General features: G+C 36.2%; 18 protein-coding genes. 11 read left to right on the plus strand and 7 right to left on the minus strand.

All coding sequences use genetic code 11. The features are described from left to right. Positions 1–138: 138 nt before the first annotated feature. From ACB089_RS06620 to ACB089_RS06645, 6 genes are all read right to left on the minus strand, one after another. Positions 139–999 carry a DUF6612 family protein gene (locus ACB089_RS06620; RefSeq protein WP_374965751.1) on the minus strand — a complete coding sequence of 287 codons (861 nt, stop codon included), beginning with the start codon at positions 997–999 and terminating at the stop codon, positions 139–141. A 429-nt stretch (positions 1,000–1,428) separates the two neighbouring features. Next, the gene (gene qoxD / locus ACB089_RS06625; RefSeq protein ID WP_374965752.1) at positions 1,429–1,713 is read right to left on the minus strand and encodes a cytochrome aa3 quinol oxidase subunit IV; all 285 of its coding nucleotides are present in this window, start codon (positions 1,711–1,713) and stop codon (positions 1,429–1,431) included. Then, entirely contained in the window at positions 1,713–2,312 is a 600-nt protein-coding gene (qoxC, locus tag ACB089_RS06630; protein WP_374965753.1) for a cytochrome aa3 quinol oxidase subunit III, read from the minus strand. The genes qoxD and qoxC overlap by 1 nt, the downstream gene beginning before the upstream one ends. 1 nt (position 2,313) lies before the next feature. After that, positions 2,314–4,257, minus strand: coding sequence for a cytochrome aa3 quinol oxidase subunit I (qoxB, locus tag ACB089_RS06635; protein WP_374965754.1), 1,944 nt, complete (start codon positions 4,255–4,257; stop codon positions 2,314–2,316). Between the two features lie 27 nt (positions 4,258–4,284). Beyond that, a complete protein-coding gene (gene qoxA / locus ACB089_RS06640; protein WP_374965755.1) occupies positions 4,285–5,217 on the minus strand; it encodes a cytochrome aa3 quinol oxidase subunit II in 933 nt (310 codons plus the stop codon). A gap of 824 nt (positions 5,218–6,041) precedes the next feature. Beyond that, positions 6,042–6,884, minus strand: coding sequence for a DUF2785 domain-containing protein (locus ACB089_RS06645; RefSeq protein ID WP_374965756.1), 843 nt, complete (start codon positions 6,882–6,884; stop codon positions 6,042–6,044). A gap of 603 nt (positions 6,885–7,487) precedes the next feature. On the opposite strand from ACB089_RS06645, the gene ACB089_RS06650 reads away from it, so the two are divergent. From ACB089_RS06650 to ACB089_RS06690, 9 genes are all read left to right on the plus strand, one after another. After that, on the plus strand, positions 7,488–8,477 hold the full coding sequence (locus ACB089_RS06650; RefSeq protein WP_374965757.1) for a hypothetical protein: 990 nt from the start codon (positions 7,488–7,490) through the stop codon (positions 8,475–8,477). Between the two features lie 113 nt (positions 8,478–8,590). Next, entirely contained in the window at positions 8,591–9,880 is a 1,290-nt protein-coding gene (gene tig, locus ACB089_RS06655; RefSeq protein ID WP_374965758.1) for a trigger factor, read from the plus strand. Positions 9,881–10,901: 1,021 nt separating this feature from the next. Continuing rightward, positions 10,902–12,173: an ATP-dependent protease ATP-binding subunit ClpX gene (gene clpX, locus ACB089_RS06660; protein ID WP_374965759.1), complete on the plus strand. Its 1,272-nt coding sequence runs from the start codon at positions 10,902–10,904 to the stop codon at positions 12,171–12,173. A 229-nt stretch (positions 12,174–12,402) separates the two neighbouring features. After that, a complete protein-coding gene (lon, locus tag ACB089_RS06665) occupies positions 12,403–14,727 on the plus strand; it encodes an endopeptidase La (protein ID WP_374965760.1) in 2,325 nt (774 codons plus the stop codon). Between the two features lie 4 nt (positions 14,728–14,731). Continuing rightward, entirely contained in the window at positions 14,732–15,313 is a 582-nt protein-coding gene (gene yihA / locus ACB089_RS06670) for a ribosome biogenesis GTP-binding protein YihA/YsxC (RefSeq protein WP_368635762.1), read from the plus strand. 361 nt (positions 15,314–15,674) lie between these two features. Further along, positions 15,675–15,848, plus strand: coding sequence for a YjfB family protein (locus tag ACB089_RS06675; RefSeq protein WP_083226928.1), 174 nt, complete (start codon positions 15,675–15,677; stop codon positions 15,846–15,848). Between the two features lie 167 nt (positions 15,849–16,015). Further along, the gene (locus ACB089_RS06680; RefSeq protein ID WP_374965761.1) at positions 16,016–17,686 is read left to right on the plus strand and encodes a hypothetical protein; all 1,671 of its coding nucleotides are present in this window, start codon (positions 16,016–16,018) and stop codon (positions 17,684–17,686) included. Positions 17,687–17,857: 171 nt separating this feature from the next. Beyond that, on the plus strand, positions 17,858–19,309 hold the full coding sequence (locus ACB089_RS06685; RefSeq protein ID WP_374965762.1) for an S-layer homology domain-containing protein: 1,452 nt from the start codon (positions 17,858–17,860) through the stop codon (positions 19,307–19,309). A gap of 17 nt (positions 19,310–19,326) precedes the next feature. Then, complete coding sequence (locus tag ACB089_RS06690) at positions 19,327–22,233, plus strand: VWA domain-containing protein (RefSeq protein ID WP_374965763.1); 2,907 nt, start codon at positions 19,327–19,329, stop codon at positions 22,231–22,233. A gap of 66 nt (positions 22,234–22,299) precedes the next feature. Here the strand turns inward: ACB089_RS06690 and ACB089_RS06695 are convergent, their stop codons facing one another. Next, positions 22,300–22,653 (minus strand): hypothetical protein, encoded by a 354-nt coding sequence (locus tag ACB089_RS06695; protein WP_374965764.1) that lies wholly within the window; start codon positions 22,651–22,653, stop codon positions 22,300–22,302. Between the two features lie 298 nt (positions 22,654–22,951). Between ACB089_RS06695 and hemA the strand changes: the two genes are divergently transcribed. Further along, complete coding sequence (gene hemA, locus ACB089_RS06700; RefSeq protein WP_374965765.1) at positions 22,952–24,316, plus strand: glutamyl-tRNA reductase; 1,365 nt, start codon at positions 22,952–22,954, stop codon at positions 24,314–24,316. A gap of 198 nt (positions 24,317–24,514) precedes the next feature. Beyond that, the gene (locus ACB089_RS06705) at positions 24,515–25,342 is read left to right on the plus strand and encodes an inner membrane protein YpjD (RefSeq protein WP_374965766.1); all 828 of its coding nucleotides are present in this window, start codon (positions 24,515–24,517) and stop codon (positions 25,340–25,342) included. Positions 25,343–25,351: the final 9 nt, after the last annotated feature.

A 25,351-nucleotide genomic window follows, 5' to 3' on the forward strand; every position in this document is an offset into this window, starting at 1 on the left:
AGTTAATAAAAAGGGTGTACACTTAAGATATAAGATTTCTTTAATTGAAATGGCATTCCAAGTAAAAAGAAATCTGCATGCATTCCTATAGGAAGCAGGCAGATTTCTTTTTTATAGACTTTGAAGATAGATGTTTAATTATTGTCCAGGTGTTGCTGCGTTATCGATAATGTCTTGTGGAATGTCGATTGTTTTTAGGTGATTGAATTCAGTATAAGTCACAACTGATTTTGTTGAAGTTGAGATTTCTTGATCTTCAACTTTCATTTTTAAATCAAAATTCATATCCATTTTTTCTGTATCGAAAGTTTCTTTATCGATTTGTAGAACATAGTTTATTTTATCGATTGTTATGTTATCAAGTGGATTTTCTTCAAGACCAAGGTCTTTCATTGACTTTTGCATTTCAGAATCGATAAGTTCTTTAAATTTATCACCTTTTGCGTCTAAAGTTAAAATATATGCATCATCATTTTGCTCGAATTTGAAATCACCAATAAACTCTTTAAGCTGTTCTAATTGTTCTTTAGCGTTTGCAGATGATGCAGTTTGCTCTAAAATTGCATCAAACTGTTCGCTTGGTAATTTAAACCAGCTTTCAGTTGTTGGATCCTTCATGAAAAAGCCTTGTTCCTTCTTCATGTACATATCGATCGGCATATCCATAGTTTTTTTATCTTCACTAGCCATATCAGGCACTGTCATTGATCCTGTAATGTGCGCAGCAAGTGGATCAGAAATTACATCCATCTCCATTTTTGAATCCATGGCAATCTCCATAGCTTGATCACCTGATCCAGCTTTTGTTTTTTGAGACATCTCCATTGTTGCACTTACGCTTTTAATGTCAGCTTGGCGTTCTACCGCTTTGTCATATACTTGCTCTAAAGTGAGATCACTTTTTTTAGATGTGTCTTTCGTTGGGGTAGCGCTACTGTTACAAGCTGCTAGTGTTAGTGCTAGTGCTCCAACACTTAAAACTTTAAAAACTTTCTTCATTAATTTCATCTCCTATTCTTAATAAAAAACAATATCTATTAGTATACATTACTATAAAAGGAAAAGTTTCGTTATTTTGAAAAAAATACTATTATAATATTAAAATAATAGTAAATACCCAATGTATACCTTTATTAATATGGCCTTCTTGCACACTAAGTACAAGAAAAAATAGTACATGAATAATAGTGTTGTTTTAAAAATTCATTTAGTTTTGTATCACAATAGTGCTGATACAAATCGCTAGTAGATTAGTTTCTTGCTATAGGTATCAAATGATTTGAAATAGGTGAGTTCAGTTTGTAGTGTTGATCCAGTGTTCGAGGCTTAATTGCTTGTAGAGTAGGAGATATTGTTCATTTAATGAAAATACTATTTTTCAGAAAAGAAAAAGCCGAGAAAATGATAGCATTTTCTCGACTTTTTTTATCAGTTATAGCCCCAGATCATTGCGAATAATGTACCTAGGATAGTAACAATACCTACGAATACTGCATATAAAATCGTTGTATATAACGTTTTCTTATCTTCAGATTCACCGATGTGCATGAATAATACTAATTGTACAGTTGCTTGTGCAATAGCAGTCACTAGTAAAATACCAAATGCCATGTTAAATGACATATCAAATTTAACAACAGATAAAGCTACAATTGTTAGTAATAGTGAGAAGCCGAAGCCCATCACATGTTGTTTTGGGAATAAATCCTTCATCAGCTAATCAGTCCTTTCAAGTAGACGAAGCTGAAGATGAAAATCCAAACAACGTCTAGGAAGTGCCAGTACAGTGAGAAGATAAACGCTTTGTTAGCCGTTTGTGGGTTTAAACCACGTTTTGCTACTTGGATTAAAATTGCAACGCCCCAGAAGAAACCAAATGTTACGTGGGCGCCGTGCGTACCAAGTAAAGTCATTAATGCAGATAAGAATGCGCTAGTTTGAATTGTAGCACCTTCATGAACATAAGTGACAAACTCATCAATCTCAATGCCTAAGAAGCCAAGACCTAAAATAAGCGTGATGATGAAAAATGTCATCATAGCTTTTTTATTGCCAAGGCGCATTGCATGAACACCAAGACCAATTGTGAAACTACTTGATAATAATAAGAATGTTTCCCATAATACTGGAGTTAATTCAAAAATTTCTGTGCCAGTTGGGCCGCTACCAGTACGTGTTTCAAGTGTGAAATACACTGTAAATAGTGTGGCGAATAACATGATTTCGGCACCAAGGAAAATCCAGAAACCAAAGATTTTCAGGCGATTTTCCTCTGTACTATATTCTAATGGAAGTGAAGAATCGATTTTCATTTTATTTATCACCTCTCAAGCTTTTTTCAGTTGCCATAACTTCTTCAACTGAAATGTAACGACCATGATCGTCTTCAAATGAACGATGTATCATAAAGCCAAATACACAAAGCATACTAATGATGGCTGGAGTCCATAGACTAAATACAGCGAAGAATGCTGCAAGGAAGAAGAATCCACTCATCCAGAAAGGTGCGCCAGTGTTGTTAGGCATATGAATTTTTTCGATCTTACCTGCTGTAATATCACGACCTTCTTTTTTAGCGAACCAGAATTCGTCTAAACGTGAAACAGTCGGAACTACTGCAAAGTTGTATTCAGGAACTGGAGAATGAGTAGCCCATTCTAACGAACGACCATCCCAAACATCTGCTTTTTCGTTGCGTGGCATATGTTTCCAGCTGTAGTAAATGTTATAAACAATTAACGCGAAGCCGACAGCAAGACCAAGTGCACCGATGAACGATACCATGCTCAATGGACCATATCCAGTTGACTCAGAGTAAGTGTACATACGACGAGCGTAACCATCTAAACCTAAAATAAATAGAGGGAAGAAAGCTACGTTGAAGCTAATTGCGATAAACCAGAAACCAGCTTTCCCTAGTTTTTCATTCAATCTGAAACCGAACATTTTTGGCCACCAGTAATGGTAACCTGCAAGTACACCGAATACTGTACCTGGAATTAATACATAGTGGAAGTGGGCAACTAAGAACATCGTATTATGATATTGATAGTCAGCACTTGACATTGCTAGCATTACCCCTGTAACCCCACCAATTGTAAAGATTGGAATAAATCCAAGTGCATAAAGCATCGGAGTTGTAAATTGAATTTTACCGTGCCTCATTGTGAGCAACCAGTTAAATATTTTAACCCCTGTTGGAACAGCGATCGCCATTGTTGTAATAGAGAAGAAGCTGTTTACCATAACGCCGTGACCCATTGTATAGAAGTGGTGGGCCCATACTAAGAATGATAGTAACGAAATAACAACCATACTCATAACCATTGATTTATAGCCGTATAAGTTTTTACGTGCAAATGTCGCAATGATTTCTGAGAAGATACCGAAAGCAGGTAGGATAACGATATAAACTTCAGGATGTCCCCAAACCCAGAATAGGTTGGCCCAAAGCATGTCCATACCACCATTTTGCATGGCAAAGAATTGTGTACCGAATTGACGGTCAAACATCATTAATGCAAGCGCTACAGTTAACACTGGGAACGCGAATACGATAATAACGTTTGTGATTAAAATTGACCAACTAAACATTGGCATTTTCATTAATGTCATACCAGGTGCACGCATTTTAATGATTGTCGTGATGAAGTTAACACCAGTCAGTAACGTACCAATCCCTGATAATTGTAAAGCTAAAGAATAGTAGTTGTTCCCAACAGTCGGACTAAATTCTGTCCCAGCTAGAGGGAAGTAGGCTGTCCAACCAGAATCTGGTGAACCACCGATGATAAATGATAGGTTTAATAAGCCACAACCAGCAGCAAATAACCAGAAGCTGACTGCATTCAGACGTGGGAAGGCAACGTCACGTGCACCAATTTGCAGTGGGATAACAATGTTCATTAAACCAATTACGAATGGCATTGCCATGAATAAAATCATGACTATACCGTGTGTTGTGAAAATCTCATTATAGTGTTGTGCATCAAGAAGTCCATTATCAGGAACTGCAGTTTGTGCACGCATTAACAATGCATCGATACCACCGCGGAATAGCATCAAAAGTGCTGTGGCGATATACATAATACCGATTTTTTTATGGTCAACAGTAGATAGCCAGTTTTTGTAGAAATAGCCCCATTTTTTGAAATAAGTAAGGCCAACTGCGATAACCACTGCTCCAACTATGATACTAATAGCTGCTCCCAAAATCATCGGTTCTTTTAGTGGATGGAAAATTTCTTCCATGCTCATTGGATGCGCTCCTTTCAAGTATAAAAATTAATGTGAATGTGTTTCTTCAGATTTTTCTTGTGAATGATCCTCATGATTCATTTCAGAGTGATCCATGTCACTGTGATCCATATTGCCCTTCTTCATGTGTTCACTGTGTTCCATTGGAGCAGGGCTAAATTCTAAGTGTGTAGATGAATAGCTTGAACGACCAACGTGTTCAGCAGCTAATAGTTCATCAAATTTTTCTTCTGTTAATGGTTTTTCGTTTGCTTTTACATCGGCAGCCCATTTGTCGAAGTCTGCTTGTGTCATCGTTTGCGCTTCAAATTCCATTTCAGCAAAACCACGACCACTAAAGTTAGAGTTACGACCCATGAATGAGCCAATCTCATCTGCAGCAAGGTGAATAGTTGTTAACATGTCACTCATCGCATATTTTTGACCAGCTAACTGAGGAATCCAGAAACTTGTGATTGGTCCGAATGAGTAAAGTTTGAACTCAATTGGACGGTCAATTGGCATATTTACATAGTTCACAGTTTCGATCCCTTGCTCTGGGTAGCTAAAGTGCCATTTCCAGTTAGAAGATGATGCGTAAATAACAAGTGGCTCTTTATTGTCATACCCTTCTGGTTGAGACTCTACTGTACTTGTTGTTTTTACAGTAACAACAGCTAAGAATGCTACGATGATAATCGGAATAACTGTCCATGTAATTTCAAGTAGATGACTACCCTCTTCGTGAGGAGGCTCGTAATCGGCTGGTGCCTTTGAAGCACGGTATTTAGTTAGCATAAATGCTAAAAGCACATACACGACTAGTAATATAAAGGCCATTGTAATAATGGATAAAATAATTGTGTCTGATAATGTTTTGGCATTCGGTCCTTTTGTATCAAAGACTGTTAATGGTTCACAGCCAGTAAGAATTGCTAACGCACCAAATGCAATAAACATTAAGCTTAACTTTTTCTTCATGTTTGACTCCTTTCTATAAAACGGCTATTCATAAATTGCATGTGTTTGAATATAGATTTCGAATTTACAAATAGTGGGTAATAAGGTCACCTCTTTTAAGTAGTTGTACCAATCGAATAATCAGAAATACTTACAATGATATGGTTCAATATGAAACATTGAATCTAGTATTTGATTGGTCTAGTGCAAGCGTTCGCAAAGTTATTAATCTGTGCAACGATTTTTAGACTATGTTGTCAAAATCGAGAGACACAAATGTTGATGTTTGCAACAGTGATTATACGCCTCGTTTCGAAGAAAAAAAATTATTTTGTTATTGAATTAATAGCAAACAGGGGATGAATATGAACATTTTTTGAACAAAAAATGTTATTTCAATATTGGTATTATTGTGTTTTATAAAATAAACACTGTTAAAACGTTGAAAATACTGAGTTTATCATCTTTAACTAAGTAAATAGTTTTTTTTGTGAAAATATCATTTCACATTTTAGACGTCAATTTGTAATAAAATCACCGCTAGTTTAAGGGATTGAATGCTTTTTTGTTGCGTTTTCTAAAAAAAAGGGGTAGACGAAAGGCGATAAAAAGGGTATATCAGGATATATTCTCAATGTAAGGAATGATTGTAAAGGGGGTTTTTGGAAACTGGTATTAATTATGTTAATATAACTACTTAATACCATATATTAGGGGCGATATGTTTTATCTGAAAAGTAAAAAAATGCATTAGGGTAAAAAAGCAAACTAAGAATATTCCTAGTTTGCTAAATTTAGGTTATGAGGACGAAAATAGATGTTCTAAGCAGAAAGAAAGTGAATTTCTATGCCCCTAGCTTTAGCCATTTTGCTACTTGTCCATAGATAGTATTTTGAAGTTTTGGGGCTAGGTTATTCATTTTTAAGGCAAAATACAATGTTTTCATTAAATTTAATGTGCATGTACGTCCACTAAAAAAGGATTCGTTATAGCCTTGTGTCATTAAATGAATTTCAAATTTATCGAATACTTGCTCGATAAATTCTATTAATGCTTCCTCGGAGTAGTCACAAGTCAATAACGCTTCAACTATATTAACTAAGCGTTCCTCTTCATCGTTGACAAAGACAGTACCTTTCCATGAAACAAGTTTCAATGCATGTAAGATTGAAGGTGCATGCTGTAAATCAAACTTAGGATGTTTAATTGTCATTGCTGCTAAATCGGCACCATGTGCAATACTATGCGCCCACCCCTTGTCTTGAACATGACCTCTCGTATCTTTTTCCAATAATAAATAACGACCAATCTTTTGGAAGAAAATTTGTAGACGATCATCATTTAAAATCAGTAGTTCGGCATCCTTTGTAAGAAGATTTGCTACAAGTAAAGCGGAAAACGAACGTGTAAAGACACTATCTGTCATTTCTTCGCCTATGCTTCTATATAAAAAATCGTCGCTTGTCGTTGTATCAAATAAATTTTGTAGCTGTTGGGTGCTCAGTAAATTGTCGCTGAGTATATCAATAAAAGTACGATAAATTAATTGGTCTCGTAGTTCTGCATCTGGTGAACCGATGTGCGTTAACATTTCTTGTAACAACCAATCGCCTTCTTGTAACATAAATTGTTGGCGTGCTGAATGTGTCATAGTTGAAAATGATTGTAATGCATTTTTGATAATCATATATAATTCCCCCAAAAGTTAAGTTAGGTTCTCTATAAGAGCAATTTTTATTACGTGTTCCTTAAAGATCACTTGTCTTTGCAACTACTTTTTTTAAAATTGCTTACTATGGAGCTAAGTCTTTTCATTATAGCCTTTCAAAGACAAGTTTGCTGAATTGTGAAGTTTTCTAGTGATATAGGAGTATATTTACAATGGGAATTCCAGAATTTATATAAAGTTGGTATGATAGAAAAGCAACAAAAAGGGATAGACTTATGAAGGATTGCACAATAGCAAGACATACCTATTTAAGTATGTCTCATCCTGGTTACAATATAACGGCTGACTTTATACCGAACAGCCATTTACTATAATGAAGATTCGGTTAATAGTGCTGTAAGATTTGTTGCATATCTTTTTGTCGATACTTAGAGCGATGACTTTTCGTTAAAAATAAACAGGGGTTAGATTGATCACCGAAAGTTGAAGATGACATTTGTTAAAGTGAATGCCGTGTAAGTTGATTGGAGTGAAGAGTTTGTGACTCTTTGAGTCAATCAACCCTAGGTGATGAGCTAGTATAAGACCTTATAAGAAAATAGTAGTAAAGAGGTGAGGGGAATGACGAAACGAAAACGACATGTTGTAAAACATGACAATATTGTTGTATTTCCTGGTGCTTTTCAAACATTAATACGTGAAGCACATATGTATGCGGAAAATTATCAATATGAAGAGGCAGTGGCAAGCTTTGAAAAAGCATTTTTATATGAAGATGGGGATGAATTAGCATTAAGTGCCTATGCATATGCTTTATACGAATTAAAGGTATATGATAAAGTTAAAAATGTTTGTGAGCAATTGCTTGCTATGGGAACGACATTATATGTGGAAGTAATGGAACTGTATGTTACTGTATGTATGCAGCTAAAGGAATTCCATCAAGTAGAGTCGTTAATTACGACATTAATTGAAGAAAATGCATTTCCGATAGATCAGCTAGAGAAATTTGAACGTTTGAGAAGCTTGAATCAAGAAGTAGCTAAGAATCTCCAAAAAAAAGAGGATGCACAACGATTGTTAGAAGAGCAAGAATTCGCACTGTCAGAATTTAGTGCATTAACACCAGACGAACAATCTATTCGATTACATCGCTTAATGGATACGAATGTACGACAATTAAAAACGGCATTGAAAGCTATTATTGAATGTCCAACGATCCATCCATTCGTCCAGAGCTTAGCACTAATATTATTAGTGGAACAAGAAGTCTCAATTGAGATTACTGTTTCAAAGTTTAATAAAACAATGACTATTAATCCTATTAATTTAGTACTACCAAATCAATTGCCACAGTATGGGGAAGTAAAAAAAATAATTGAAAGTAAATTAGAGCAAGACCCATCGACGCAGGAAATGGTACAATATTTAATGGCAAAGCATGCCATTGTGACGTATCCGTTTGAATGGCACTCATTCGAAGCCGATGATATTGCCTATGGTTATATTGATTTTGTACAATCCATGCTTGGAAAAGTGCAGGAAATGGACTATGAAATCATCGACTTTTTACAAATGTTAGAAAAACTAACGGAACTACATGAAGTATGAAATAAGTTGAAACTATACGCATCTATGTTATACTAAAATGGTTGTCAAAATCGTAGTTACGAATGAATTGTCTAACATTTTAAACTTGATTATTTATTTGGAGGTATTTATACATGTCAGCAAAATGGGAAAAACAAGAAGGTAATATCGGTACTCTTACAATCGAGGTACCAGCTGCAGAAGTAGACGCAGCAATGGATCAAGCATTCAAAAAAGTTGTAAAACAAATTAACGTACCAGGTTTCCGTAAAGGTAAAATGCCTCGTAAAATGTTTGAACAACGCTTTGGTATCGAATCTTTATACCAAGATGCATTAGAAATCATCGTTCCTGATGCTTATGCAAAAGCGATCGATGAAGCTGGTATTATGCCAGTTGACTACCCAGAGATTTCTGGTACAGAAAACTTTGTACATGGTAAAGATTTCGCATTTACTGCTCAAGTAACTGTTAAACCAGAGCCAAAACTTGGTGAGTACAAAGGTTTAGAAGTTGCGAAACTAGCAGTAGAAGTTACTGATGAAGAAGTAGAAGCGCAAATTCAAGAACAATTAGCTCGTAAAGCAGAGCTTGAAATTAAAGAAGACGAAGCAATCGTAGAAGGCGATACAGCTGTTATCGACTTTGAAGGTTTCGTAGGTGAAGAAGCATTTGAAGGTGGTAAAGGTGAAGACTACCCACTAGAAATCGGTTCAGGTTCATTCATCCCAGGCTTTGAAGAGAAACTTGTAGGTGTGAAAACTGGCGAATCAAAAGACGTAGTTGTTACTTTCCCAGAAGAATACCATGCAGCTGAATTAGCTGGTAAAGAAGCTACTTTCAAAGTAACTGTAAAAGAAGTTAAAACAAAAGTTCTTCCAGAATTAAACGACGAGTTCGCTAAAGAAGTAGACCCAGAAGTTGATGGCGTTGAAGCTTTACGTTCTAAAATCAAAGAGCAAACTGCTAACCAAAAACAATCAGAATCAGATGCAACTCTTCGTGATGAATTAGTAGAAAAAGCTGCTGAAAATGCAGAATTCGAAGTGCCAGCTGGTATGATTAACTCTGAAACTGATCGTATGTTACAAGAATTTGGTCAACGTTTACAAATGCAAGGTATGAACTTAGACCTTTACTATCAATTCTCAGGTCAATCAGAAGAAGATTTACGTGGACAAATGAAAGAAGAAGCAGTAAGCCGTGTACGTGTATCTTTAACACTTGAAGCAATTGCTGAAGCAGAAAAAATTGAAGCTACTGAAGCTGATATCGAAGCTGAATTAGAAAAAATGGCTGCTCAATTCAACATGACAAAAGAGCAAATTACAGGAGCTTTAGGTGGTACTACAGTTCTTGAAAACGACATTAAAATTCAAAAAACAGTTGAATTTTTAGTAGAAAACGCTAAAATTACTGAATAGGATTTTTTTGTAACTGGATAGATAAATGAAAACAAGGTACGGCATTAAACCGTGCCTTGTTTTATCACATATATTTTGTTTAGGTTAAGCCAGATTCCCCTTAGGTTTGGTTGGACATAGTTAATGGATGTTACGACTATTTTCACCGCAAAAAGCATTCTCCCAAAGGAAGTACTTTTTTGAAGAGGGGTAAGCAGAGCCTTTACACTTCTCTTATACATAGTATTGTTTGACTTTTCACACGATGCTAAATTTTAACTTATTTCAGTTGAAGTCTCCCACCTCTATAAGTGGTGAGGTGAAATCAGGTTTAAGTTATTTTTCAGCGGGTGTCCAAACATCCACTGAAATAAGTTAAAGCCCCTGGCAGATGTCACGGATTCGGTAAGGAGTTCTTAGGGGATGTTAGCCTAAAACCATCGCATCCATGCGATAACGGCTAACTGACCTGCATCGGTAATAACGCCACGTCCTGTGGCATTACCAAAATGACCGACATCGTGTCGGCCCTCGTGCAGGCCTAAGCACAAAGCCGAATCAGGACGCAATTATGCCGAGGCATAATTGATCTTCATTCAGCAGAGCAGAGCTAAGTTTTTTATCTTCATTCAGTGGATGTCCAAACATCTACTGAATGAAGATAAAAAATGTCTCACTCTTCCAATTGAGAAACAATGCTCTGAAGTTTTAAACACTATAGCAAATACATCCTCTTCTGAATGAAGTTAAGCCTCTGGCAAATGTAAAAGATTTTAAGAAAAGCGTAAGTTCTTTGGTAGCTAAGAGTTTCTGAAGAACGAATTGTTACACATATGTGGAAATGAAAGGTATAATTGTAAATTCATCAAGTTAAATAATTACTAGCTTTACGGTAAATATCAGTGTTTCCGCACTTTGCATGTCGTAAACATATTTTAAAATCTCGGACCATAAACGCCGTGGTGTAAATGGGTGCAGACAATTTATTTGATAAAGATTCAATAATCTTGTAAGATTGTTGCTTGAATAGGGGTGAAACATATTGTTCAAATTTAATGATGAAAAAGGCAATTTAAAATGCTCATTCTGTGGAAAGCCACAAGAACAGGTGCGTAAATTAGTTGCAGGTCCTGGTGTTTATATTTGTGATGAATGTATCGAGCTTTGTTCAGAAATCGTTGTAGAGGAACTGGGCGTTGAAGAGGAAATCGAATTCCAAGATATTCCGAAACCGAAAGAAATCTTATCGATTTTAGATGAGTATGTAATTGGACAAGAACGTGCTAAAAAAGCTTTAGCAGTTGCGGTTTACAATCACTACAAACGCATTAATACGAATAGTAAAATTGATGATGTAGAATTAGCAAAATCGAACATTGTGTTAATCGGCCCAACTGGTAGCGGTAAAACTTTATTAGCTCAAACATTGGCGCGTATATTAAACGTTCCTTTTGCTATTGCGGATGCTACTTCTCTAACAGAGGCTGGCTATGTAGGTGAGGACGTTGAAAATATCTTATTAAAATTAATTCAATCGGCAGATTACGATATTGAGCGTGCTGAAAAAGGAATCATCTATATTGATGAAATCGATAAAGTTGCGCGTAAATCTGAAAATCCATCTATTACACGTGATGTATCAGGTGAAGGTGTACAACAAGCCCTTCTAAAAATTTTAGAAGGAACAGTTGCGAGTGTCCCACCACAAGGCGGACGTAAGCACCCTCACCAAGAGTTTTTACAAATCGATACTACAAACATCTTATTCATTGTGGGTGGAGCGTTTGATGGAATAGAATCCATTATTAAACGTCGTCAGGGTGAAAAAGTAATTGGCTTTGGTTCAGATCCAAACAAAATCGATGTGGATGAAGGCTCAATAATGGCAAAGCTGATTCCAGAGGATTTGTTGAAATTTGGTCTTATACCAGAATTCATCGGTCGATTACCAGTACTTGCAAGTCTAGAGCAATTAAACGAGGCTGCGCTTGTTCAAATTTTAACAGAGCCTAAAAATGCACTAGCTAAGCAATATCAAAAAATGCTTGAACTCGATGGTGTTGAGCTTGAGTTTGATGAAGGTGCCCTTGCGGAAATTGCAAAAGAAGCAATTGAACGTAAAACGGGTGCACGTGGTCTTCGTTCAATTATTGAGTCAACAATGCTTGAGGTAATGTACGAATTACCTTCACGTGAAGACGTGAAAAAATGTATCATTACTGCAAAAACAATTACGGATAAAGAAAAACCGAAATTGCTTCTTGAAGATGGCACGGAACTCGATGAAGGTAGCGACACAAAAACTTCAGCATAACGAACAGCGTGGCTGTCTATTGTTATGAGATAAAGAGTAATTTAGCTGACTTCGATTGTGCAATATTCGCACATATCGATAGTCAGCTTTTTATTCATTCATACATAAAGCCGGCTATAAAAAATGAAATTTCTGGCTCGCTTGATAAACTAGTGTGAATCGACTTTTTAGACACATACTAGTAGCGCGGGATGTGAATAAGAAAATTTTGACGGAGGTGAATACCCGCATGGTGACAATACAAAAAACAACAAATGTACCATTATTGCCTTTACGTGGACTTTTAGTATACCCGTCGATGGTGTTACATATTGATGTGGGTAGAAATCGTTCTGTAGCAGCGCTAGAACAGGCAATGTTAGAGGACCAATTGATATTATTGGTAACACAAAAAGAAATGCATGATGAACAGCCTGATGAACAAGATTTATATACAATTGGCACGATTGCATATGTTAAGCAGATGCTAAAATTACCAAATGGAACACTACGTATTTTAGTGGAAGGTGTAGCCCGTGCTTCGTGGAGTAACTATCAAGCGTTGGAAAAATATACGGTTGTAGACATCGATGTTAAGGATGAACCAATCGATAAGGATGTTGAAACACAGGCTTTAATGCGCACGTTGTTAACGTATTTCGAAAAATACGCGAAAGCCTCTAATAAGATTACATCTGAAACCATTAATACTGTGGTAGACATTGAAGAGCCGGGTCGTTTAGCAGACATCATTGCATCACATTTGCCAATTAAGATTGCTGATAAACAAGAAGTATTGGAGATGCTCAGTGTCAAAAAACGTCTAGATCATTTAATTATTCGTTTGCACGACGAGCAAGAAGTGCTTGATCTTGAGAAGAAAATTAATACAAAAGTTAAGCAATCTATGGAACGTACGCAAAAAGAATATTATTTACGTGAACAAATGAAAGCTATTCAAACAGAGCTAGGGGATCGTGAAGGAAAAACTGGCGAAGTAGCTGAATTACGTAAGCGTATTGACGAAACAGGAATGCCTGAATCAACGAGAGAAGCAGTGCTTAAAGAGTTAGATCGCTATGAAAAGTTACCAGGAGCTAGTGCAGAAAGTGGCGTAATCCGAAACTACATTGATTGGATTGTAGCGCTACCATGGACAAATGCGACTGAGGATCGTATGAATATCGAACATGCAGAAAACATTTTAAATCGTGATCATGATGGATTAGAAAAAGTAAAAGAACGTGTATTGGAATATTTGGCTGTACGACAGTTGAAAAACTCGTTACGTGGACCAATATTATGTTTAGCTGGCCCTCCAGGTGTCGGTAAAACGTCGCTAGCTCGATCTATTGCGGAAAGCTTGGATCGTAAATTTATCCGTATTTCATTAGGTGGGGTACGTGATGAATCAGAAATTCGTGGTCATCGTCGTACGTATGTTGGGGCAATGCCAGGTCGTATTATCCAAGGTATGAAAAAGGCCGGGACGATTAATCCCGTGTTCTTACTAGACGAAATTGATAAAATGTCTAATGATTTTAGGGGAGATCCTGCAGCAGCAATGCTTGAAGTTTTAGATCCAGCCCAAAATAATACATTTAGCGATCATTACATCGAAGAACCTTACGATTTATCAAATGTATTATTTATTGCAACTGCCAATGATTTAAGTACAATTCCTGGACCGTTACTAGATCGTATGGAAGTAATTTCAATTGCTGGCTATACAGAAATTGAAAAGGTGCAAATAACAATAAATCATTTAATACCAAAACAATTAAAAGAGCATGGCTTGAAAAAAACACAAGTTATTATTAAAGATGAAGCGGTAATAGATATTATTCGTTATTATTCACGTGAAGCGGGTGTCCGAGGACTAGAGCGTCAAATCGCAACACTATGTCGTAAAATTGCTAAGATCATCGTTTCTGGTGAGAAGAAACGAGTAACAGTTAGCTCAAAGTCACTAGAAGAGTTACTTGGCAAACATCGCTTCCGTTATGGACAAGCAGAGAAAGAAAATCAAGTCGGTGTAGCTACTGGGCTTGCTTATACAACTGTGGGTGGTGATACATTGCAAATTGAGGTATCATTAACACCTGGTAAAGGGAAATTGCAGCTAACTGGGAAGCTAGGAGATGTCATGAAGGAGTCTGCTCAAACGGCTTTATCATATGTTCGTACAAAGACGGACGAGCTCAAAGTGGATGCTGAATATTTTGAAACACAAGATATTCATATTCATGTTCCTGAAGGAGCTGTGCCAAAAGATGGACCTTCAGCAGGTATTACAATGGCAACCGCAATTGTTTCCGCAATTTTACATCGTCCAATACGCCGCGAGGTTGGCATGACAGGTGAAATTACATTACGTGGTCGTGTACTGCCAATTGGTGGCTTAAAGGAAAAAACACTTAGTGCGCATCGAGCAGGATTAACAACAATTATTTGTCCAAAAGATAATGAGCGAGATATTGAAGATATTCCTGAAAGTGTACGCGAACAACTAACATTTAAACTAGTGTCATCGGCTGACGAAGTATTGGCCCATGCACTGGACGGAGGTTTTTAAGAACATGAAAGTCCATAATGTCGAAATGGTCATAAGTGCTGTAAGACCAGACCAATATCCAGAAGATGGACTGCCAGAATTTGCACTAGCCGGTCGTTCAAATGTAGGGAAATCTTCCTTCATTAACCGAATGATCGGTCGTAAAGCTTTAGCACGTATTTCTTCTAAACCCGGAAAAACACAAACGCTTAATTTTTACAAAATCGAAGAACAGTTGTTTTTCGTAGATGTTCCGGGCTATGGTTATGCAAAGGTTTCAAAGACTGAGCGTGAAGCATGGGGAAAAATGATCGAGCGCTATTTTACAGGGCGCAATGAATTAAAGGCAGTCGTACAAATTGTTGATTTACGTCATCCCCCTACAGCTGATGATCGTTTGATGTATGATTTTTTAAAGCATTACAATATTCCTTGTATTGTCATTGCAACAAAGGCAGATAAAATTCCAAAAGGTAAATGGGATAAGCATAAAAAAATCGTGAAAGAAACGCTAGATATGGAGAAAAATGATCCAATTATTGTTTTTTCTTCAGAAAAAGGAATTGGCTTTGAAGAAGCTTGGCGTACTATCGAAAATAAAATGTAATGACATCCTCCAGAGGATATTTATCTTCATTCAGTAGTGTTTGGACACCCACTGAAAAAGGAACTACATCCGCATTTCAACTTACCACCTTTAGAGGTAGGAGTCCTCTGTAACTGACGTTTTCTTTTGCTACTAAAACATTTTGTTGCTGTCGCTTCGCTTTCACACAGAAAAGATCTGCTGAATGGAGATAAAAAAAACATCTATTGCGTCTAATATTTAGGACAGTAGATGTTTTTTTATGTTACGAAAGCTGTGGAGGTTCCCAGTAGCGAGAGCAACAGAAAATTATGTAGAAAAAAGGGGAAATCGCTTGATGATTGAAACATTTGACCGATAAATCAGATAGGAGGTGGACTATATGGATATCGCGGCTTTATCAATTGCAATGAATCAAGCGACTTTAATGCAAAATGTATCGCTAGCTGTAACAAAGCAAGCTATGGACATGCAGCAACAAAATTCTGAACAGTTAGTTGAAATGTTAGATGCTCCACATCCGACATCTGGACATACAATTGACATTCAAGTGTGATGAAGGAAAAGGTAGCTTGAAGTGAGAAGCTACCTCTATCTTTATATCTAATGGTAGCTGTTATAAAAAAAGGACAATATGCTAATTTGTAACTTTTTAAATAGGAAAAACTACCAATAATACGATATACTATTATAAATAACAACTTTTAAAGGAGGCGGGATTTGTTGAAGAAAATTCCATACATACTACTGATTGTATTACTAACGATTCTCGGATTTTCATCAAATCAACCAGCTCATGCTGCGCAAATGGTAACTGGGACTTTTGTTGATGTAACATTTTCAGAATATGCAAATTCTAATGGAGTAATAGAAAAAAAGCTTAGTAAAATTACTTTGCAAAATGATAGCGGTCGTACAGTTACATACAATATAAATGATAATGCCCGTCTGTATATTAATAATACAGTAACAACAATTGAAGGATTTAAGATGGGTATGAAAGTAGAAGCGGATATTTCCCTTCGAAGTGTTGTTGAGCTACGAGGTACTTCCAATACCACAACCGAAAAAGAAAAAGAAACAGAATCTACACCAGGTGTACAAAATACTAAAAAACTTGCTGGAGTAGTGACAAGTATCGATCCAAATGGGTTATTCATAATCCTGAAGCCAGATATTGGGGAGGAAACAACCTACTATATCAATAAAGATACAACTTATCAAAAGAACTCTTCAGCTGTCGATATTAGTGCACTGTACGTAGGGGATCGTGTAAAGCTTAATCTTAAAAACCAAAACACATCCATTGTCACAAAAATAGAAATTAGTGAGACAGGTACATTAGTTGAAAACCTATATAAAGGTGAAATACAAGCAGTTAATGCCAATACAAATAAGTTAACTGTCAAAAATCAACATGCATTTATAAATTGGCAATTTGGCTCAAGCACAACAACAGCTTTATCAACGATGGATTTTACATCAAAGGTACCGATTTATGTTGGAAATACAAAGATTGAAAAAGGCCAACTAAAAAATTATATTGGCAGTGAAGCATACTATGCGACCGTTAAACAATTCGGCAAAGAAGTCATTGAGAAGATTGTTGTTTTGAAAAATAACGAGCGTACTTATTATGAGCCTATGCTTTCTGTAGATACAGAATATAAATTATTAAAACTTAAATCGGCAGGTACATTGTACTTCCACGATGGAACGATATTAATTCGAAATGGTCGTTTAATTGAGCCTACTGGATTGATGGCTTATGGTACGGCGTTTGTTATTTCAGATGGCGCTGCGCGTGATCATTATGCACAAGTTGTACAAGTAACAAGTGACAGCTTTATGTCACCAAACTTAGCAGGGCATGAATTATATTATGGACGTTTATCACAAGCGGACGGCTATTTAATTGAAATTGATGACGCAATGAAGATCGAGTCAAATGTTTTCAAGAAAACAGATCGTACTGTACTGTCAGTTAGTAATTCAACGAAGGCAATGGTCGATGATGGCAACAAAACATATAGTGTAGTCCCTGATATTGAGCTTCATTTATCTGAAGGTGAATATGGTTATTTCTATGTGAAAGATGGACATGTACAGGCCCTTCATATTCTGAATAAAGCTAAGCCTGTTGCACCATTGATGTTAACTGGTAAACTACAGTCAGTAAAATCGACATATCCAGCTACGATTAATGTGAAGAGCGTTAGTCAATGGCAAAATGGTCGATGGTATGAAGCAGGGGAAATGGTGGATATGAATATTAACCAAGCTACGCTTATTAAAGCTGGTAAAGTTATTCAACCATCTGATTTAAACCCAGCTGATCGTTTAGTAGTATTATCAGATCGTTTTGGCAAAGCTCATTTTATATTAGTTGATTAATAAAATAGAATCTGCAAATCTTCTGCTAATAGTATTCTTTATTTTAGTAATGTGAAACGTAAAAGCATACTTGCAGAAGACGAGCAGATTTTAAGTTTGATTTGAACAACCTATTTGACAACTTCATATATGAAGTATGCATTTGAATGAAAGAGAGGGACACAAAAACGAATGCGAAAACATTTATCTAAATTAATGTTAGTTGTTCTTGCTTTTGTAGTTATTGGAGTTACGATCCCAGTAAATGCATCAGCTGCTACATTAGAAACAACGGGTGCAGTAAAAAATGAGTATACATATGAGGAAGCTGTTTTTATTACAGGAACACCTATTATATTTAAAGGCACTAGTAAAGACATTAAAATTTCACAAAAAGAATCTAAAGGTAAGGTAACTGAAACACATAGTTTAAAGCTTACAGCAAGTAATGGTGCTACACTGACACGAAATATTGCATACGAATCTGATGTGGTAGATCATGCTTCGATTGGTCAAAAAACATCGAATGGTGTAGTGAAAAAGTATACAGAGAAAATTGTTGTTGGGAAAATAACATACACATTGGTAGATTACCAATTTTCTCAAGGTACAGTAACGGACAATCGTGCAGCCTCTGATTATTACTCAGGGAATGTGATTTCGAGAAAAACATATGCTTATCAGACTGGGACTGGGAAAAATGCAGTCAAAAATACTGTAACGATTGATACGGATAGTCGACATGCGGGCTATGAAAACTTCTGGGGAGCAACAGAAACGCAAATTACAGAATCTGTATATAATTATAGTGATGGTAAGACAAGTCATGTTAAAAATCGATTATCTACAAGTAAATCACGTGTACTAAACTACGAGGAAAATCTAGGGAGTTTAGGTAGCTTTGATGGGGGCTATGCAGTTCTCAGTAACAAGGATGTAATTTCTGAATATACGTATGATTTAGCCTCTGGACAAAAAGGTACAGTTGACTTAGACAAAGAATATATGCCAACAATTGAACGTTTAATCATTCCTAAGTTCCGTGATTTAACAAATCATTACGCTAAGGGAGCTATTGAAAAATTATACTCATTAGGAATTTACTCTGATGCAAGTAACTTCTTCTCACCAAATACACCAATGAAGCGAATTGATTTTACAACAGCCATTGGTAAGGCAGTTGACTTGCGCGTTATGGAAGAAAACAAATCGAAAAAAACAACGGCTACAAGTATCTTTAAAGATGTGAAAACTTCTTCAAAAGATTATGCCTATATTGAATCTGCGGTTAAAAAGGGAATTATTAAAGGTGTGACGCCAGAGTATTTTAAACCAGATAATCCAATTACACGTGCCCAAGCTGCTACGATTTTTGTGCGTGCATTAGGGCTTGAAAACAAAGCACCAGACCCAGGTTATGTAACAAAATTTACGGATGATGCACAAATCCCATCGTACGCTAAAGACGGTATTTACATAGCAAATGAATTAGGTTTAATGACTGGTGATCCTGTAACAGGTCGTTTTAATCCGAACCAACCGTTAACACGAGCACAAGCATCTGTTGTACTAGAACGTTTCTTAAATTATTTAGAAAACGACTTAAAACAAAACTATCGCGACGATATCTTGTTCTTTAATTAAAGAAAGGACTGAAACAAATGACATATGCTAAAAAAGCATTTCTATCATTGCTTTGTTTCGTACTAGTCTTTGTGACAGCGACTCCAGCTGTTACTCAGGCAGCTACGACAATTAATGATGTACCAACAAATAATAGTAAATACAAAGCTATTTCATGGGCAGTCGATAATGATTTACTTTCATTGAATAGCGCTAATAACTTTTTACCTAGTGAACAGATCACTGAGCGAGAGCTTGTCGTAATGTTTGCAAAGCTTGATAAAAACTATGCATTAACATATAACGACAGTGTAGCTTATAATTTTTATAGTGATTTTTATTTACCTTTTAATGGTACCTATACTACAGCCAATCGTTCAAAAGCTGTTACACGCGGACAGTTTGCACGTATCTATGCTGCCTTTAAAGGCTTAGATTTTGATGAGCCTCAGGCAGTTCAATATTTATACACAAACGATATTTCAACAGGAAGCACTGGTAAAAAGACATTTGCCGATTTTAATCCTTCTACAAAGCTAACTCGTGGAGATATTGCTGAATTTTTATATCGTGCTGTGCAAAGCGGCAACTTTGCTGTACAAGGAATAAAACGTACTGCAGCGGGCCGTGATAACGATAAAATCACTTTACCACCAGGCTTCATGGGCTCAAACAACGCCGACTTTGAAGAGCCGAAAGACAATTCTAACGATTTTACTGGACCAAAGTATGTCAATAATGCACTACAAAGTATCGATGTTGAAAAACCAGATTTAATCGCAAATGACCAAGATTCAACGCTAATTACTGTATCTTTAAAGACTTGTAAAGGAGATCCAATTCCTGACGATAAGTCTTACACATTCCGTGTAACTTCATCATATGGTGCAAAAATCGTTGACACATCAGGTGAAGCTGTTCGTAATGTACAATCAGACGGCTCAACTGTATCTGCAATTGTTATTGCACCAAAACTAACAAAATCTGTACGTGATACAATTTCGTTTGAGCTTATTAACAACACAGACCCTGCTATGAAATGTCTAGAGGGTGAAAAACTAAATGCACAAGTACGTTATTCGCCTCAGCCAGAAATGCGCATTGATTACCAAGTGTATGATCCGGCAAATACTGATGATAATGGAACTGTAACGCCTCCATATGTACCGTTTGAAAAATTACCGGAGTTCTTTACAGAAAACATAATTAATGTCCATTGGATTGATCCGGAAGAAAAGCTCTTTAGTATTGGACAACAAACAAATGTAACGAATGCTTTAGGAAAAGTTGAAAATGTTTATTTACAATATGGTGGTAGTGATAAAAAATATCCTGCTTTAGGTTATAAAAATGCCATTTTACAATTTGAAAACTACGATATTTCAGTCTGGCTATTTGAAACGATTATTCAAAAACGCTTAAAGGATTCTGTGAATGATAAAAAGACGATAGAAATTATGTATATGATTTCAGAAGATGGGCGTCCAATTTATCGTATTCAAGGAATTGATGATGCGATTGCCTCACAGGTTGAGAACATTAACCCAGTTGGTTCTATTATTCAACTTATGAGCTATATGCCAGAGGAAAAACAACTGACGCTAGAGCATTATGATAGTGTGATGAAAATTTATGCTATTTTAACAAGTTTGAGTAATTATGATCGAACAGTATTATTAAAATACCAAGGTGGTAAATTGCTCGGTCAAGTAGAAGCCTATAAAAAACGAGTGGAAGCATTAAAGGAAAGTGCGGACGCGGCGTCAAGACCATCTGGTAAAGATCGTTATACAAAAGTAATGGTTACATTAGTGAGACCAGGTGGAGAACCTATTACTGACTATCAAGGAACAGTAAAAATTAAATTTAACGGTGTTGAGAAAACAGCTTCATTTGTTACAAATACCTCGGATTATGTAGATAAAACAGGGGGACCAGGAACAGCTGTAGCTTACTTCGACTCAGTAATTTATGGGAAATCTAAAGTTGAAGCAACATTAGTGAATAAAATTGATCCTCGTTATGCAACAATATTGAAAGATTTAAAAGATAATACATTTACTAAGGAAATCTTCACTAATCCTTACTTCAGTAAAAATTCTTGTTCTTTAGCAACGGAAGTCGCATACGTAGTTGATTACTCTGCTTCCATGAAAGGTACTGACCAGTCAAATTATCGTGGTAAGAAAATGATAGAAGTAATCGATCAACTTAAGGCTAAAAACAATATTGTTATTGAAACAAATACAAAAGCTACTGTACTTGGAGAAGGCAGTACTGAAAATGTGTTGAAAAAGGATCTGTATAAAGCATCGAAAGAGAAAGGTGCTACAGATATTTTTGCAGGTGTAGAACTAGCACTGTCTAAATTCTCAAATGATGCGAAGACTTCGAAAGCGATTATTGTCATATCAGATGGTAAGACAAGTAAATCGAAGATGACAAAAGTGCTGAATGATGCGAAAAAGCAAGGTGTTAAAGTTTATACAGTTAGTATGGGCAAAAAATCACAAGTCAATGATACGATTTTAACGCAGTTGGCTACTGAAACTGGTGGCGCCTATTATCATGCGAATGATAATTTACAATTACATCAAGTATTCCAAAAAATTATAGATTCAATCCTATGTAAAACATCGTCTTCAAGTTGCGTAAATCCTGAAGATTTATTTGAAGAAACGACTGTCACATTACGCAAAGGCAATATTACAATGAATGCTAGAATTGATGGTAATTGTGCTAATGTTGCAAAGGTAAATGTACGTTTCTCTTCTCTAAGTGGTGATGTACAATTTGAATTGACGAAGCGTAGTGATAGTGTCTACATGCTAACAAAACCAGTTCAAACGATGCAGGACTTCAAAGTGAATGATGAAATTGAGTTTGTAGCATATGATAAAGATGGTAAAATTATTGCTTTAAAAACTACGACAATCACAAATTAATAGATAAAAGTTATTTTTAAGCTGAACTAATTCTAACAATTAGTTCAGCTTTTTTGATTTTAAATACTAATTTTTATAGCATTCACCATAACGTGGGGTTGATTTCCGTTCCGGCTGGGCTCTTTGCCGCTGACGCTTCGCTTTCGCGCAGATAAAACATTTGTTGTTGCTGTCGTTGCACTTTCGCACAGATAAAACATTGTTGCTGACGCTTCGCTTTCGCGCAGATAAAACATTTGTTGTTGCTGTCGTTGCACTTTCGCACAGATAAAACATTGTTGCTGTCGTTGCACTTTCGCACAGATAAAACATTGTTGCTGTCGTTGCACTTTCGCACAGATAAAACATTGTTGCTGCCGCTTCGCTTTCGCACAGATAAAACATTGTTGCTGCCGCTACGTTAGCACTACGCTTTCGCACAGAGCAAAGCTTCCTGGGGGCGTTCAGCCTTCACTCCAATCAACTTATCCCATCATATATTTCAACAAATTTTTATCCTAACTTCGGGAATGAATCGCTTACCTTGATTCTTTATAAAAATTTACGGTCAAACATTAAATTTGAAACAGGACGTATAATTTGGTACACTTAATTTATAATAATTCTAATGTAGATGACGAATTACAGTTCTTCATGACATGTTCACAAATAATAGATGAACTCTTGTCGAACTGTGCTATAATGAGATTTATGAATTAGAACGTGAGAGGTGTTATTCATGCATGCCATCGTAGTAGGCTTGAATTATAAAACAGCGCCAGTTGAAATTCGTGAAAAGTTATCATTCATTGAGAGTGAACTACCACAGGCAATGGAAGCGCTACAAAAACAAAAAAGTATATTAGAAAATGTGATTGTTTCGACATGTAACCGTACAGAAATTTATGCAGTAGTTGATCAATTGCATACTGGACGTCATTTTGTTAAACAATTTTTAGCAGATTGGTTCGACCTGCCTGTGGAGTCATTTTCTTCGTATTTAACAATTCGTGAAGAAGATGAGGCCATCGAGCATCTATTTAAAGTGACAGCTGGAATTGATTCGATGGTACTTGGCGAAACTCAAATTTTAGGACAAGTAAAGAAAAGCTTCTTAAATGGACAAGAGATTGGAACAACAGGAACGATATACAATCAGCTATTTAAACAAGCGGTGACATTTGCGAAGCGTGCACATAATGAAACGGCTATCGGTGAGAACGCGGTATCAGTCTCTTATGCAGCAGTTGAATTAGCAAAGAAAATATTCGGATCTTTAAAACGTAAACATGTGGCAATTTTAGGTGCAGGAAAAATGGGAGAACTTGCAATTGAGAACCTTTACGGTAGCGGTGTAGGGAAAGTAACCGTTATTAACCGTACGTTCGAAAAAGCAGAAAGTCTAGCAGCTAAATTCCACGGCGAAGCAAAATCTATGAAGGAACTACAATGTTCGTTACTGGAAGCAGATATTTTAATTACATCTACAGGTGCAACAGATTATGTTATTGACTATGAATTGATGCAATTTGTTGAACGTCTTCGTAAAGGTAAACCTTTATTTATGGTAGATATTGCAGTTCCACGTGATATTGATCCACATGTTGGGGATTTACCAAATGTTTTCTTATATGATATAGATGATTTACAAGGCATCGTTGAAGCAAACTTAGCTGAGCGTGAACACGCTGCGGCTGATATTACTTCAATGATTAGTAAAGAGGTTGTAGAGTTTAAAGATTGGGTTGCCACTCTTGGCGTTGTCCCTGTCATCTCAGCATTACGTAAAAAAGCGAGTCATATTCAAGAAGAGACAATGATTAGTATTGAAAATAAAATGCCAGATTTAACGGATCGAGAACGTAAAATTTTAAGTAAGCATACAAAGTCTATTATTAATCAATTGTTAAAAGAACCAATTTTACAAGCTAAGGAAATGGCAAATTCATCAAAAGCAAATGAACAGTTACGTTTATTCCAACAAATTTTCGGTATTGAGGACGCTGTGGAAGCTGAAATTGCTGCAATGACAAAGCAAGAGCTTGAACGCAATGAACGCTTGCAGTCATCACAATCTTCCACTGAACCAAAGTACTCTTTCTAAAGATGTCTAAGTGTTCGCGGTGCAACTTTAGAAGTAAAAGTTGTTCCTTTAAGCTTTTCCCTCGAACGAGATTTTCTACTGATATTAATTGAGGCGTTTTCGTATCTGTATGGTAAACTAAGGATACGAAAACGTTTTTTTTTTTTCTAGGCTAAAGTACACCACTTTAGCACTTTCAATATAAAGAAGGGATGTCTATTGGCTGATTTGACAATGACAAGGCTCTACGAAGTGATAATCGTCTTGTACGCGATCAGTCTAGTATTTTACTTTACTGATTACTTTTATAAGCAAGTACGTGCAAGGCGAATTGCTTTTTGGCTTGTTTCATTCGTATGGGTAATTCAAGGTGCCGTTATTATATTAACTTTTGTGGAAACGAAGCGTTTTCCGATTTTATCCTTATCTGAAGGGATTCTCTTTTATTCCTGGCTGCTCGTAACATTATCTATTATTCTGCACTGTATTGCACGAGTTGATCTTCCGGTGTTCATTATTAATATACTAGGGTTTTTGTTCGCTAGTATTTTTACTTTTATGCCGAAACGACCAACGGGAGCAGTTAGCGATACTTTAATTTCGGAAATGCTTTTTATTCATATATCGTTTGCGATGTTATCGTATGCAGCATTTACGTTAACTTTTGTTTTTGCGATATTGTATTTAGTCGTATATCGTTTGCTTAAAAAGAAAAAATGGTCACATTTATGGACAAGGCTACCATCACTACAACAGACAAGCAGCTGGATGAATGTGTCATTTTTCATTGGGATCCCAGTGCTGTTTATAAGTTTAATTTTAGGGTTTGAATGGGCACTACTAACGCTAGATACTCTTTCGGTTTTTGATGCGAAGATTATTGGGTCCTTTATTATTTTAATTTTGTATTGCTTTATATTGTATGTGAATCGTAAAAGTAAGCTGACAGGGACAACTTATGCGTGGGTACATATATACGCTTATCTTTTAGTTGTTGTTAACTTCTTTTTAGGAAGTAGTTTATCGCGATTCCATTTATGGTATTAGAAGAGAGGT

Origin of the sequence: Lysinibacillus sp. RS10, from assembly GCF_041956855.1 — a bacterium.
Taxonomy (GTDB): Bacteria; Bacillota; Bacilli; order Bacillales_A; family Planococcaceae; genus Lysinibacillus; species Lysinibacillus xylanilyticus_A.